At 35.4% G+C, this 14,329-nt stretch carries 12 protein-coding genes; 4 read left to right on the forward strand and 8 right to left on the reverse strand.

The window, feature by feature from the left end:
• Positions 1-354 precede the first annotated feature (354 nt).
• Positions 355-990, forward strand: coding sequence for a hypothetical protein (locus FLV_RS02265; RefSeq protein ID WP_243230437.1), 636 nt, complete (start codon positions 355-357; stop codon positions 988-990).
• Positions 991-1,138: 148 nt separating this feature from the next.
• Here the strand turns inward: FLV_RS02265 and FLV_RS02270 are convergent, their stop codons facing one another.
• The 7 genes from FLV_RS02270 to FLV_RS02300 form a co-directional block, all read right to left on the reverse strand.
• Positions 1,139-1,693 carry a hypothetical protein gene (locus tag FLV_RS02270; protein WP_243230438.1) on the reverse strand — a complete coding sequence of 185 codons (555 nt, stop codon included), beginning with the start codon at positions 1,691-1,693 and terminating at the stop codon, positions 1,139-1,141.
• Positions 1,694-1,739: 46 nt separating this feature from the next.
• The gene (locus tag FLV_RS02275; RefSeq protein WP_243230439.1) at positions 1,740-2,438 is read right to left on the reverse strand and encodes a hypothetical protein; all 699 of its coding nucleotides are present in this window, start codon (positions 2,436-2,438) and stop codon (positions 1,740-1,742) included.
• 211 nt (positions 2,439-2,649) lie between these two features.
• Positions 2,650-3,660 (reverse strand): hypothetical protein, encoded by a 1,011-nt coding sequence (locus FLV_RS02280; RefSeq protein ID WP_243230441.1) that lies wholly within the window; start codon positions 3,658-3,660, stop codon positions 2,650-2,652.
• A gap of 164 nt (positions 3,661-3,824) precedes the next feature.
• Positions 3,825-4,790 (reverse strand): PDDEXK nuclease domain-containing protein, encoded by a 966-nt coding sequence (locus FLV_RS02285; RefSeq protein WP_410745949.1) that lies wholly within the window; start codon positions 4,788-4,790, stop codon positions 3,825-3,827.
• A 32-nt stretch (positions 4,791-4,822) separates the two neighbouring features.
• Entirely contained in the window at positions 4,823-6,805 is a 1,983-nt protein-coding gene (mobC, locus tag FLV_RS02290) for a conjugal transfer protein MobC (protein WP_243230525.1), read from the reverse strand.
• Between the two features lie 17 nt (positions 6,806-6,822).
• Positions 6,823-8,127 (reverse strand): relaxase/mobilization nuclease domain-containing protein, encoded by a 1,305-nt coding sequence (locus tag FLV_RS02295; RefSeq protein WP_243230443.1) that lies wholly within the window; start codon positions 8,125-8,127, stop codon positions 6,823-6,825.
• Positions 8,112-8,504, reverse strand: coding sequence for a plasmid mobilization protein (locus FLV_RS02300; RefSeq protein WP_317235658.1), 393 nt, complete (start codon positions 8,502-8,504; stop codon positions 8,112-8,114). The genes FLV_RS02295 and FLV_RS02300 overlap by 16 nt, the downstream gene beginning before the upstream one ends.
• 639 nt (positions 8,505-9,143) lie before the next feature.
• Here FLV_RS02300 and FLV_RS02305 point away from each other — a divergent pair.
• The 3 genes from FLV_RS02305 to FLV_RS02315 all read left to right on the forward strand — a co-directional run bounded on the left by FLV_RS02305 (position 9,144) and on the right by FLV_RS02315 (position 11,616).
• A complete protein-coding gene (locus FLV_RS02305; protein ID WP_262916377.1) occupies positions 9,144-9,434 on the forward strand; it encodes a hypothetical protein in 291 nt (96 codons plus the stop codon).
• A gap of 329 nt (positions 9,435-9,763) precedes the next feature.
• Entirely contained in the window at positions 9,764-11,248 is a 1,485-nt protein-coding gene (locus FLV_RS02310; RefSeq protein ID WP_243230445.1) for a MauE/DoxX family redox-associated membrane protein, read from the forward strand.
• Positions 11,249-11,349: 101 nt separating this feature from the next.
• Positions 11,350-11,616, forward strand: a complete 267-nt coding sequence (locus tag FLV_RS02315; protein WP_243230446.1) for a DUF6520 family protein — start codon at positions 11,350-11,352, stop codon at positions 11,614-11,616.
• Between the two features lie 61 nt (positions 11,617-11,677).
• On the opposite strand, the gene FLV_RS02320 is transcribed toward FLV_RS02315, so the two are convergent.
• Complete coding sequence (locus tag FLV_RS02320; protein WP_243230447.1) at positions 11,678-14,329, reverse strand: alpha/beta hydrolase family protein; 2,652 nt, start codon at positions 14,327-14,329, stop codon at positions 11,678-11,680.

Below are 14,329 nucleotides of genomic sequence, written 5' to 3' on the forward strand. Positions count from 1 at the left end.
CGAGTGAAAACTGCCTGAGATAACCTACAACTTCCTTTAGAAATGATCAAGCGTTTTGAACGGATGAGGCCTTTTGATTTGAATGCGCCTTAAAGTGATTTTATTTTAAGGACAACGAGGAAAATAAAGCAGCGGGCATCCTGCAGGAAAATAAATATTTAACACTTAAAGCAGAAAAAAACGGAGCAACAAAGTAGTCAGGACGGGATAACAAGATGAATCCCGGGAAATATAAAATGTAGCTTTACAGTTTATATTCCGTGATTCATGAAATATTTATACTTTCTATTTACATTTACAGCAGACTGAAAAAACCCTCGTCGAAACATTAGCATCTATCAAATGAAAAACCTCTTGAAGAATCTCAACAGAAAAAAAACACAAAGCCTACAGAAGGCCCATGCTGCCAGACGAGACTGGAGTTCGTTACGTGAACTTGCAAGAGAGATTTTTTCACAGATCATAAGTACAGCTTCTGAGATAAAGTATTATGATTCTCTGTATATAATTGATGAGCAGGATGTGATGTTTCTAAGAACTACAAATTTCTCCAACTTTATACAGTTTTACATTGGGAAAAGACCATCAGGAAGATTTCAGCAAGAGTTTGACAAAGAAGGTGAACTGATGAAAAGCGAACTTGAGGTGATAGATGGCGGAGCATTAATAATTTCACAGTCATCAGATGGGAAGATCCATTTTGTGATTTTTCCCGACACCATTGAAAACCAGCAAAATGAGAAACCTTTTATCCGGTCTGTTTTTAAAAATCCCAGTAAAGTAAAGTATCATCACATTAAAGAGGCAGGTGAAGATTTTTTAACCTTTATTGTACTGACCAGTCCCGACTATATCCCAAATAAACTGGAGAAAATAGAGTTATATATGATAACTAAAAAATATAAAAAAGACATTTTTCCTTTCTTTAAAATACTATTTATATGGGGATTACGCATTATTTCATTTGCAAAAGGATTCTTTGCTGCTTAAAGAAATAACTTATATTTTCTTTTGAAAAAGCACTATTCTGAAAAGGAGAGGGATTGAGTATAGACTTTAACTTTCAATTTATAAAAGTTACTTAAACAATTAATTCCCCGCGTTTATACATAAAGGGAATTAATATCTATGTATTAAATTAATTTCGGATTCGAAGATTGATTAATGTCCTGTGTTTCTCCATTTCTTCCTCCACATTAATATCTGCAATACTAATTGGTGTCAAATCAACCGGATTACGACTTTTTATATATTCCAGTAAGCTGTTTACCTGATGGTAAATACTATCAAGCCACTGCTGATTAACGATAGTAGAATAATACCGATTATCGAGAATTCCTGTTTCATTTCTAAAATCAATTTCACTTTCGAGCTGATATCGAAGATATACCTGGTATTGTTCAAGGTTTGTTGTAATGATTTCATTGTATTTTATTTTCGAGTCAGGCTCAAGCAGATCAACAAGTTTTGCCAGCTTGTGCGTTTTTACTTTATTATACGCTTCTTTTACATCTATACGGGTTTCAAGAAAGATCAAAGATTTTAAAGCGCATTCCAAGGCAAAGCACAAATCAACGAGTAATTTGCTTCTATTGCCTAAATGAGAAGCATGCTCGTTTAAGATTTCATAACGCTTTAGAAATTCATGCGCATCAGTGTAGAAGAAATCAGAAATTTTATTTTGTATCGGCATTTGAAGTGTCATTTATTTATTAAGAGGTACTGCAAAGTGGGACGTCTCAAGGTGCCCACCATTCGAAGTTATCCTTAAGATCATACAGGTTATCCATTTTTCTGGCAAAAACTCTTCGCAGGGGATTGTAGGCGGGATCAGGATTTTGTAAGTCGCCTAAATATGTTCTAAAATACGCTTCCAATGCATATTGAAGCAAGGTCCTGTATATTACATTCCCCTTCTGTTTCTGTTTAATAAATTTTCGATCTGACGGATTATCATTTGAAGTGGCATTAATATGCCAGCTTCCTTTTGTTTTGGCTTCATGCATTAATCCGCATCGCACATGGGCATAAAAAGATGCTGCACTAAAAGGAGTATTTCTGGGATTTCCTGCTTTGTCTTTCGCATGAAAAATTCCTTCAAAAATTGCAGCCGTAGTAAGGAATTCTGTAAACAGCAAACTGCTGTTATTGTATTCATATGCAGGACTGTTAGGAGTTAAGCCATGGTTGTAAACTGCTCCTTTTTTAAACGCGGCAAACATTTCAATTAGCGCACACTGCAGAGTTACTATTGCAAAACCCTCACCTTCTTTGGTATTGGGATGGATAAGATTGTTGATTGCATTAAAATATTTTGTTAGAATTCTATTTTGAAAAATCATTACAGCGATATTCCACTGCCCTGAGTAATCATAAGAATTATTCAAACTGCTTCTTATGTCAACCCATTGATCAATTTCTTTGATTTGTTGTTTCATTAAAAGGGAATTAAAAGACGAATGTACATAAAAATAATTCTGTTTAAAAACTAAAGAAAATGTCGTTCTAATATCAAATAAATCTCCTTCAACCCCCAACAAATGGATAAGAAATAATGCTCTAAACTACTATAACCAATTACGTTCAGGTAAGCGGCTCTATCCGGAAAACTGGTATGGAAAGTCCAAATAATTGTAACCTTTTTGCGCCTTAGTTATCTTCCATAATAGTCGCTACCATAATTTTTCTAATATTTTCAAAACTATATTTTTTGCCAATGGGTTCCTCGCTTGCCGCAATGTTATCGAATATTTTTTGCTTTAATCTTACATCCATTTTTCCTTTACCACCTAGTTTTTGGTGTAATTGATCAAGGATTTGAGCATATTCGTTCATTCGTAAAGATGCAATATGGTTGACAAGATTTTGAATAATTTCCTGCAGTTCACTTTCCTTAATTGACAATATCCTCTCTGGCGCAAAAGCTGTATTATATTCCGCTTTTTTTATTAAAATTTCTGAACCGTAAAACGTACATTCCATAGCTTTCAAATACGTGGTTTTAAAATAGAAAAATAGAATAAACTCATCAACCATTATTGAATATGGTCTAATATTGAACCCTGAGCAATGAAGGTATGTATGAGGTACCTGCTTATAATTTGCCGCCCTTATTAATTTGTATCCTATGTTCTTCAAGTCTTCATCAGAAGTGACGAAATTATCATCAGTCAGGTACTTTTTTAAAATTCTTCTTAGTTTTCTTTCTTCCTTTTCTTTAAGCTTAATTCCGCACTTTTCTAATATGGACAATCTCCAAAGAATTGAAATCCAAAACAAAAAACCAATACCTTCCTTTTCAATACTGTTATAAGTGGTGTCATGATCTGCTGTTTTATTTAAACTTACGGCATACAGGCTTTCCAGATTTCCTAAATTTTTTTCACAGTCAGAACAGAAAAAATGGTCTACTACAAGAGAAATATCATTATTTTCAATTAACTGCTCGTCAACCTCTCCATAAATTTTCTCTAAGTCTTCAGGGAGTATATTTCTACCAAAATAACCCTTGGTTTCCAGTTTTCCTATAACAAATCCTAACTCCTTATCCCTTCCTTTTGCCCCGTTTTGGTTGTCAATTCGTTTCATTAAAAAATGAGGGACTATGTGGGAACCTGTTTTATCAGCTTCTTTTTCTTGGCATAAAAGGCATTTTTTCATAATTAAAATCTGTTGGGATGGCTGCTTAAACAAGTACAAATTTAACTGCAATTTTCAACCTTTCGCTGGCAAAATTTAATTTTTACGTTTTTGTATTTAAGATTTGAATCATCGGACACTTTTTAATAAATCCAATTTCAAAAAGCATGAACCGCGAATCATCTCTATTCCAGTAATTCATGCATTTTTTGCTGCAGTAATTTTTTGTCGGGAAGCTGAATCTTATATTCAGCAACCATAGTAGAAGACATACTCCTATTAAGAGCATACTCCACTACCTTGCTGTCTTTATCGGTGCACAATAATATCCCAATACTTGGATTTTCATGAGGTTTCTTAACATCCCGATCCAATGCTTCGAGATAAAAATTCAGCTGTCCTAAATGTTCCGGTTTAAATTTATCTACTTTTAGTTCGAAAGCAACTAAACACTGCAGTCCTCTGTGATAAAATAAAAGATCAATGTAAAAATCAGTATTGCCCACCTGGAGTTTATATTCCTGATCGATAAAGATAAAATCTTTCCCTAATTCCAAAATAAAATTCTTCATCTGTTTGATTAGTCCCTGCTGTAATTCGCTCTCACTGTAGGGGTCAGAAAGATTTAAAAAATCAAAAATATAACTGTCTTTGAAAGTATTATTGAGATCCGTGTGTATTTCCCGCACCAGTGGTGCGAGTTTTGAATTTCCGATCATTGTTCTTTCAAAAAGGCTGGAGGAAATCTGGCGTTCGAGTTCTCGTTTACTATAGTTTTCCCTTTTAGAGAAGATAAGGTAAAACTCTCGTTCTTCTACTGTTTTGCATCTTGAAAAAATAATCAGATTATTTGTCCAGTTAATTTCCCGCACCAGTGGTGCGAGTTTTGGTGTATCTTTATAGATTTCATAAAACTGCCTCATGCGCCAAAGATTCGCATCGGAGAACCCTTTTAAATCTGGTTCGCTTTTCTGTAAAAAATCAGCCAGTTCTTTGACTATTGATTTTCCCCACTGCGCTGTTTCGATACGATTGTGAATGTACTGCCCAATATTCCAGTAGAGATTAATCATTTCAGTGTTAACTGCTGTAATAGCATTTGATCTTGATTGCTTTATTAATTGGATAATATCGGTAAATTGTTGCTCTATCATTTTTCTTAGATTTAATTTTTCCCTTCTTATTACTTCTTAATTACTAAATGGCTCAGTTCAATATCATTTAACAATCTTTCTTTCTCAGCATAAATGATATCTTTGATGTCCTTTTTTATCTGCAGATAATTGCGTTGTACCATGGAATTATCGACTTTACGGATAATAGGAATATCGACATACCCATCCTGTTCTTTTTTCAATGCTTCATGGTCATTTATTATTTCCGAATGAAATGTTTTGAGTTCAATTTTACAGTCCGGATCATCCGCTACCATTCCCACGAATTCACCGGAACTCAGTCCGGAAATTTTGGACGGCGGTACTGCAGATTCCAATTGTTTGGACCGGCTGATTGAAGTATCTCCGCTATTAATGGAAAGGCTTTCCCTGTCCTGCATAATTTTCCCAAAACGTTCCGATAATTGTTTGGCAGTATCTCCTGTTACCTGTCCACTGACAACGTTTCCAACAATATTCATAATCACATCGGCCTGTTCCCGTCCATAATCTTTACGCAGCTGGCTAAAATCCTGAATACCCAAACAAGTTGCTACTTTATTGCTTCGGGCTGTAGCAATCAAACTGTCCATATTGTTGAGGTAAATAGTTGGGAATTCATCGAATATCAGACTGCTTTTCTGTTTCTTTTTTTGGTTCACCTGCTTTACCAATCGGTTAACATACAGTGATAATACAGCTCCATATATTTGGATTTTCTGAGGATTATTGCCCATACATACAATCTTGGGATCTTCAGGATTATTGATGTCCAATGTGAAATCACTGCCTGATAAAACATAATACAATTGTGGCGAGGAAAGCCGTGCCATGGCAATTTTTGCTGATGCAATCTGACCCTCCAACTGGTCCATTACATTATTTAGGTAGGCATTCACAAAGGGATTAATAAGGACTTCGATTTCTTTTTCAGTCCTAAGCAGGGTAAAAAGGCTGTCATAGTCTTCCTGCATGAGTTCAATTACATGAGGAAGGGTGCAGAATTCGCCGTCTTTGTATTTTCGCAAATACCATATTATGGCCGATAGAAAATTAATCGGTGACTCTACAAAAAAATCACCCTGTCTTTTGATCCATTCCCTGTTGAGTCCGAGTAAAATAGTACGTGCCGATTCTGAAGCATCCGTGATGTCACTCATCCCTGACGGCTCTAGGGGATTACACCGGTTGGTACGGGTCAAATCATCAAAATTAATGACATAAAACTGTGGTAATTTCGGATAGAGATGTTTGTATTTTAGCCAGGTATTATAGACAATTCTGGTCAGGTCATCAAACTTGAAATCATAGACAAACATGGTAAATTTTTTTCGGATGTGCTGGGTAATCACATGACGAATAACAAAATAGGATTTCCCGGATCCGGGAGTACCTGAAACCAAGAGTCCCCGAAAAGGGTTAATAATATTTATCCAACTGTCCCTTACCTTGTCCTTTAAGTGATATCGGGCCGGAAGGTTGATGGAATATTCATTTTCCAAGAATCTTTCTTCCTGGGGAAAAGTTTCATTTTCGTTATTAAAAATATCCTTGCTGTTGAGCCTGTTTTTTATAATACGTGATAATAAAGTACCTCCGGAAAGCATCAGAAGAAAGCCGCTGGAAGTTAGGATCATATAGGCAATTGCTGCCAGAACTAATTCTATTTTCAGGTATAATGAGAGACAACTTATAAAATAAATAAGGATCCCCGTAATGATGTAGGCAAAAGCTGTTTTATAATTTAGTTTTTCATCTTTTCGCCCTTTTGCTCCAATTAAAGAAATGATTAAAAATCCCAGAGCAAAGAGTTTGGATTTATGAAAATTACTGAATAGTCCTGTATGGTAAATATTACCCATTATTTTGTCACTAAAGCCGCTTACAAGATGCCAGGTCCGAAAAGCCGCGTAGAGGTAATAATAAAAATGGATTACTAAAATAATGATGCTGATGAGTCTTGTCATATCCAAGATCTTTCTCAGTGCCTGTTCGTTTTCTCCTGTCTGCATAGCCATGATTTCAAGTTTTATCGATTATTAGAATGTCCTTTTCTTTTTTTCTTTTTGTTTCTCAGCTCGTACGGCAGATAATTAGCTGTCTGTTCAGATTGCATGAGCATCTCTGCTAACTGCCCCATTATAGTGCTGGATCCTATGTATTTGTTATCCAGAAGATCATCCCCAAACAGCGTTGCAATGATTTCCGACTTAGGCGTTTCAAATGTGATTTTGTGTAATTTTTTACTAACCAAATTTGCCGTTTTTTGCTCAGACGGATTAATGGATGCGCAGCGTTCCTGTATTGCTTTGGCACTGTATTGTTTACCCAGCGTACTGCCATTAAAAACACATTTTGTGGTATGATCGACATAGGTAATTCCATAAAGCAATCCTTCTGGGTTTTTTCTAAATACAGTATTGATTCCCTCTTTTTGCAGTAGTTGAACCAGATCAGTAAGTGATATTTCCGCTTTGAAAAATGCCATATCAATGGCGTTTTTTACCCTTCTTATATCTGAGACATTATTTGCGGTATTGGATGCAAATTTTTCCTCTAAAAATTTCAGTGTCGGCTTGTTGTAAAAGAGACTGGCTTTTATGGGGACTCCGATAGGTTTACCATCATCATCCAGTATCCGGTACATTAATCCTTTTGCTTTAAACATTCTTGAATCTTCATTGCCCCGGTCTGCTAAAACATTGTATTGTTTGAGCACGGCATTGAGCTCTGGAAAGCTGGTATATTTATAGGATGACAGCACCTGATCCAGTACATTTGTAATAGCCTTTTTTGAGTCGTTTCGCCCGTATTGAATCTTTCCTGAGATAATTAACTTTGGCTGTAAATCAGTACTGGTTTTCCTCCCTTGCGCCTTCATAAGCCCAAAGCGTTCTTCGATTTCTTTTCTTGCCGGTTCAGATCGGTTTTTACCAATATTTTGCATGTCAATTCGTTTACCATCCCTTTGCACATTTATGGAGACCAGATGGATGTGCGGATGTCCGGAATCGTGATGCTGATATACCAGATAGGGCTGCTGGCCAAATCCGATTTTTTCCATATAATTATCCGCGATAGCCATTAATTTTTCTTTGGAATGATTTTCAGAAGGATCAAAGTTGATTGAAATATGTACACTGTTTCGCTTTACATTTTCATTTAGTTCCAGCTGTTTTAAAAAACGGTTCAGTTTCAAAGGAAGGCTCATTTTATCAACATCAATGGGATAATTTCCGGCACCTATACACTGGGCCACATTTTCTTTTACTTTGTTTTCATTGTAATAGAAAACCTTATGGATAGCGTATCCTGTTTTTATGATCGCAACCATTTTTCGGAGATTTTCCGGATGTAATTTTTGATTTCATCAATCTTGTCAAAAAGGATTTTTTTATCCAGTTCAGCATTTATTATCCATACTTTAAATTCCGGAATTTGATTTAGGGTATGTAGTTTTTTTACTGCCTGATTGAAGTTGTTTCCAATACCATTTAATTGCTTGAACAACGGCATCATTTCATGGACCATATCATCTAAAGACTGGTTCCTGTAAATGGTATTTATAGATTTCTCAAATAGGTGTTTGCGAATGTAATCGCTCAGCTTACGGCAGGTACTGGCTTTCCATTTTTTCTCAATTTTCGCATACTCTTCGGGTGTAAAACGTAACCCGACAATGCGTGTTCTGTTTGAATTTTCTCTTTTCATCATCTCTCTTTTTGATTGTTGTCAAACTTTTTTTATCCTTCCGCAATCACTGCTCACGAGTCCCGAGTGCAGAGCAGCAAGAAGGCTGTTGTTTAACAACAGGACATCTTGCCGATTGCAGGAACGTGGCAATCCTACTGATACTTTAATGTTCTTTAGACATTCTGGTATTTTCTAAGATTTTAAAAATTCAAAATATCCAATTATTACCTCTTTTTGGACAATTTGATATTTTAACTGTATTGTTGCCAGAACTCAATACACTATAAAGACAGTCATTCAATTTTTAATATTTTTTGTAAAATCTATTTCATTTTATTTTTAGAACTCAAGGAAAGTGCACTCTGTATAAAATTCAGAACTATTATAACCGGGTATCTATTATGCCAATTTATCTTCCGAATTTTAGATTGAAAAACGTGCTCTTTCAAAGCAGTAAACCAATTTTAAAACAACAAAATCCTGACTGTTTTAAGGAAGGTTTTTGATTGCTCATTTTGGTCTTTGCTGTTTAATTCAGAGACAAAATTAAGTAAGCGAAATGGATTTTACCTATGATGGACATATTATGTCCATGACACTTTAAGACTGCCTTTATATCTTTGTATTAATAATTTATTAATTAAAAACGTGAAGATTATGACAACAAATGATGTGGCCAAGGTTTTGGATACTGTTCTTAGTATCCCAAGCATGAATGATGTAGTGAAGATTGATTTGAAAATTTCACGAAAAAATGTATTGTTATTAAATCATGTTATTGAACGTGGATTATCTGCTAAGGACAATGATAAACCATCGATTCTTATGACAACTATTCAAGAAGAAAACCTTCAGGAATTAAAACTCTTAGGGGAGGAATGTTTACAAAAAGCAGGGCTTATTGAACTGAGTGAAAAACTGAGTGTCCTTGGTGATGCAATAAAGTAGCGACATTTAAAAATCAACAATTACTTGATGCCATTAGAAAAATAATTTCTAATGGCATCTTTTTCATTATAAACTCCCCCTTATTCTGTTTTTTAACTACAATTGAATGTTATTGAAAAATCCTGGCTTGTTTTTGATAACAATCACACTTACTGTCTATTGTAATTTTGCTTTGGATATGACTCTGAACAAAATGAATAGGAAATTTAGTCTACTGTATTATTTAACCTGGTAATAAATCAACATAACTGAAATATAAAAAGGTAAAGAATCTTCAGATGATGTTGATAGTTCAAAGTTCTAATGTTTTTTACTAAACGTGCAAAAAAATGAAATCAAAGATCAATATTAAAAGTGTTATTATAGAGTCAATTTGTCTTCTGTACATTCTTCTTTTTGTTTATGCGGCTTTGAGCAAATTATTAGACTTTGAGAATTTTCAAACTCAACTGGGACAGTCTCCAATTTTAAGCCTTTATGCTGAATTTTTCTCAATTAGTGTAATTGTAATTGAACTTGTTATGGCTATTTTTATAAGTATTCCCAAAGTAAGGTATTTAGGTTTATGGGGGGCAGTAGTTTTGATGAGTATGTTTACCGCTTATATCGTAATCATTTTAAATTTCAGTTCTTTTATACCCTGTTCCTGTGGAGGCATTTTAGAAAAGTTAGGATGGACTGCACATTTAATTTTTAATTTGGGATTTTTAATCTTAGGCATTACCGCTATAAGACTCAATGCCAAAAGCAATCGTATTGTAATTCCATTTGCGATTGCTGTTTTGGCAGGTGTTATTTTCGTAACGGCATTATTTCTTTTTTCTGAAGATATTATGGAGAAAGAAAATCCTTTTATTAGACGTTTTCCAAATGCCAGTGCAGCAAAAACTGATCGAATTGACTTAAGGAATTTTTCGTATTATATTATTGGTGCCGATAAGGATAAAATATATTTAGCCAATCGTCTGGCTCCGCTTCAAATCTTAGAAGTGGATTCCGATTTCAAAAATAAAAAGAGTCATACCATTACACTGGATCGTGAGAATTTCAAATTTAGGACTGTTGAAGTTCGACTAAATCCTCCCTATTTTTATGTTATTGACGGGAGTGTTCCGGTAATTTACAGAGGGCTTATTTCAACATGGAAAGCAAAAGTAATAAGTGATGGTAAATTTCGCTTTTCAGATATCATTTTCCATGATGGCAAACAGGCATTCATCAGAACTCAAAAGCAGTATACAGGGGAAAATATTCTGGGCTTAAGTAATAATTACACTGGTTCAGAGATACAATATAATAAGGGTTTATTAGAGAAACAGATTGATGGGATTTTTGATACGGATGGAACAATGCAATACAGCAGATCATTACGAAAACTGATTTATGTTTATTACTACCGCAACGAGTATATCGCAGCAGATGAAAATTTAAAGCTTCAATATCGGGCAAATACCATTGATACCACCAGCAAAGCAAAATTGAAAGTGGTAAAGCTAAAGCAATCGGGGGATACTAAACTTGCAGCGCCGCCTTATATGGTTAATCGGCATACCACACTTTGTGATAATCTGCTTTTTGTCAATTCTCTGCTCCGAGGCAGATATGAAGGGAATGATGTATGGAAACATGCCACAGCTGTTGATGTATATGATATATCAAAACAGCATTATATACTAAGTTTTTACGTGTATGATGAAGAAGGCTTTCGCATGAACAATTTTTTTGCAGCCGATTCAGCTATGTATATCATTTCGGGACATTATCTGCTCAAATATGGATACGGAAAAAACCTTAAATCAAAATTTAAAAAGTGACTTAATAATGAGTTTAAAAGATACCGGCCGGTAGCAGGAGTAATGATCGAAAACCTGTAGAAAAGAGTAGATCAAATTTTATTAATTTAAATTTTAAGATTATGAAAACTACAATTTTGAAAGCAATTGTACTGCCTGTGGCTGCATTTGTTTTGGCTAGTGCCGGTGCTGTTAGCACCAATACAGCAAAAGAGAGTAAAGCGGATGCTTTAATTACGGCTTACATTCACAACCCGGCAGTAGATGACTGCCAGCCTGTGCAGGTCAACTGTAGCCCTGGAGCAGGTCCAACTTGTCTTAGCGGCAGCTTTACAGCTTATGGAAAAGAATCCCCAGATTCTTGTACCCTGCAATTGCACCGCAATTAAATGAATCAAATTAATCCTAAAAAGTAATGCAGTTTCTAAAAGTAGAAACTGCATTATTTTTTTAGTTGTAAGATACTCCTTTGGTAATCCATGAAGGTCTGAGATCATCTTTTAAAAAGTAGTCAAACCATTGCATCATCCGATTGGTAAGATCAATTTGATTGTCCGTATTCTCAAGGGAATGATCCTCGTTTGGATAGACCAGCATAATGCTTTTACTTCGCAGTTTTCTAAGGGCTAAATAATAGGAAATACTCTGGTTCCATGGAATTATTCGATCGTTTTTACCTGTCCATAAAAGCAATGGTGTTTTTACATTTTGAGCATTTAAAATAGGAGAATTTCTAGAGTAACTTTCTTTATCATCGTACAGAGATTTTCCTATGCGGAACTGCTGGCTTTCATAGCGCCACATGTCGGACTGAAAAATACCATTTCTGCTGATATTGAAATAAGCTCCGATAACATCACTGACTCCCGCCCCTGATACAGCCGCTGCAAAAAGATTGCTTTGAGAAATGATGAAATTAGTCTGGTACGCTCCGAAGGAGTGTCCAAACAAACCAATTTTATTCTTGTCGACATAACCTTTTTGCGTAGCTGTTTCTACTGCAGCAGTTACGCTGGTCAAGGCTGACATACCAGGATTTCCTAATTCATACTGGATATCTGGCAACAAAACAAAGTATCCGTTAAGAGTATAGTTAGTGACATTAAAGCCTTCGCTGTTGAGTAAAGACGGATTGACATATCTGTGTATTTCATCAGACATACTATCGTAGATATAGACCACCATCGGGTATTTTTTTAAAGGATCAAAATCAGCAGGGAAAAAAAGGGCAGCTTTTAATTCTTCTCCTTTGGGACTGTCGTAATAGAGCAACTCGGATTTACCAAAGAAATAGTTTTTTTGCTGTTTGTTGGAAGCAAATAAAACAGCAGCTTTGCTATCTTTTTTTCTTTTAATTTCCAGCCATGGCGCTTGATCATAGGTCTGTTTTTTGTACAGATAAGTGTTATTCGGGCTTCTTTGTATTTCACTCAAATCATAAGAACCATAATCAATTGGTTTTATACCGGAATGGATGTTTAAAATGCAATAACCAGTTGAATGGTTTTGTGTATTCTCAACAGAGAGGATCAAATCTTTGGACATATCAAAAGATGCCTGCAGTCTCCCGTTATAACTGAGCTGTGAGCTGTTATTGAATTCACAGGATGCGATCCTGTAAACGATGTTTTTCTCACGGCCTTCGGTGAGTCGGATACATGCAGAGCCATCTGTTGCTGTAAGCCAGATATCATAGGCATCGTAAAGTAAAATATTATTGCCATTCGAGCTCCAGCCAGGGTTTCCATAGACCATAAACTGATGAGGGGCGGAAGATTCTGTGCTGTTATCCCATGAAGTCGTAATCTTACCTGTAAGATTGATATGTGTGTTTTGCAAGGGATCGTAAATCCACCAATTCTTTTCTTTATAATAAAGTATTTTGTTACTCAGTGGATCAAATCCTATTTGGCTGGGATCACAAGATTGTTTTTTTAGAATCAGGTTCTGGGTATCATTATTCAGATCTTTGAGATAGTAATCTACTTCGTCATAATATTTGGACTGCAGACCGTATGCATTTTGATCATAAAGAACAGCATAATCCTGCTGGCCGGTCAGCATAAAATTTGGCAGTTCAGTGTTATTTATTGTCAAATATCCATTAGTTTCTGGATACCAGAGCGCCAGATTAGCAATCCCTGTCTTACTTTCTATACGCTGTTTGTCTATAAAGAGCCATTTATCATTTCCATTCCAGATTTCTACTGTTTTTGAATCTTTGTTTGTATTGGGATCCTTTTTTTTAATCTCCATAAAAAACACTTTTTTCCCGTCAGGAGAAATCGATAATGAGGTGTTTTTAAATACAGTCCGATTCTCTGGGGATCCTATTTGAACAGTATAATCAAAAGAAAAAAGTTTCTTGCCGGCAATCCTGAAGTAATTAAGATCGGGCTCTTTTGAAACAGAATCTTTTTCATGGAGAAAAGCAACTGATTCGGCGTTATTCTGCCAGACTAAATTGCAGAATTTACCAATACTGTCTTTTGATATAATACATCTGGAGTAAGGCTGAAACTGGATTATCCCCACTTCAATTTGTTTTTTGGCTTTGGTTGTATAGAGTAAGGTATTTTTTTGGGAACTTAAGCAGTGCTCTGAAATGTTAGCCAGACTGTCTACTATTTCTCCCTTATCATTTCTAATTTTCAAAAGACTTTTCTTGCCATAATCCTGATCAAAACTAAGAATGTACTTTCCGTCCAATACCACTTCATAGTGCTTAACACTTTCAATTGTTTTGAGTTTGCCTGTTTTAAGAGTAAGGATTTTTAAGCAGGATTCAGGCTGTGTAAACGTGAATATGTTTTTCCCTGCAAAATGGCCGTCCTTAGCGCCTGCAAAAGCGAAGGTTTTATTTGTATGAGTGTTCTGTACAAACAAAGTATCAAGGTGGTTTTCATAAGACATTTGATAACTCGTCCAGTTACCGTCATCAGAAAGAGCCTTTACATTTAAAGTTCCCCATTTGATGTAATCGCTTTCCTTAAGATGTTTTTTTTGCTGCGCCTGCCCCGTTAAAGGGCAGGTTAACAGCAAAAGCAACCAATTCAAAATGGAAACGTTAATGTTTCTTTTTATTAAAAAGAGATTGGTCAT

The organism is Flavobacterium pectinovorum, from assembly GCF_022802975.1.
GTDB classification, from domain to species: domain Bacteria; phylum Bacteroidota; class Bacteroidia; order Flavobacteriales; family Flavobacteriaceae; genus Flavobacterium; species Flavobacterium pectinovorum_B.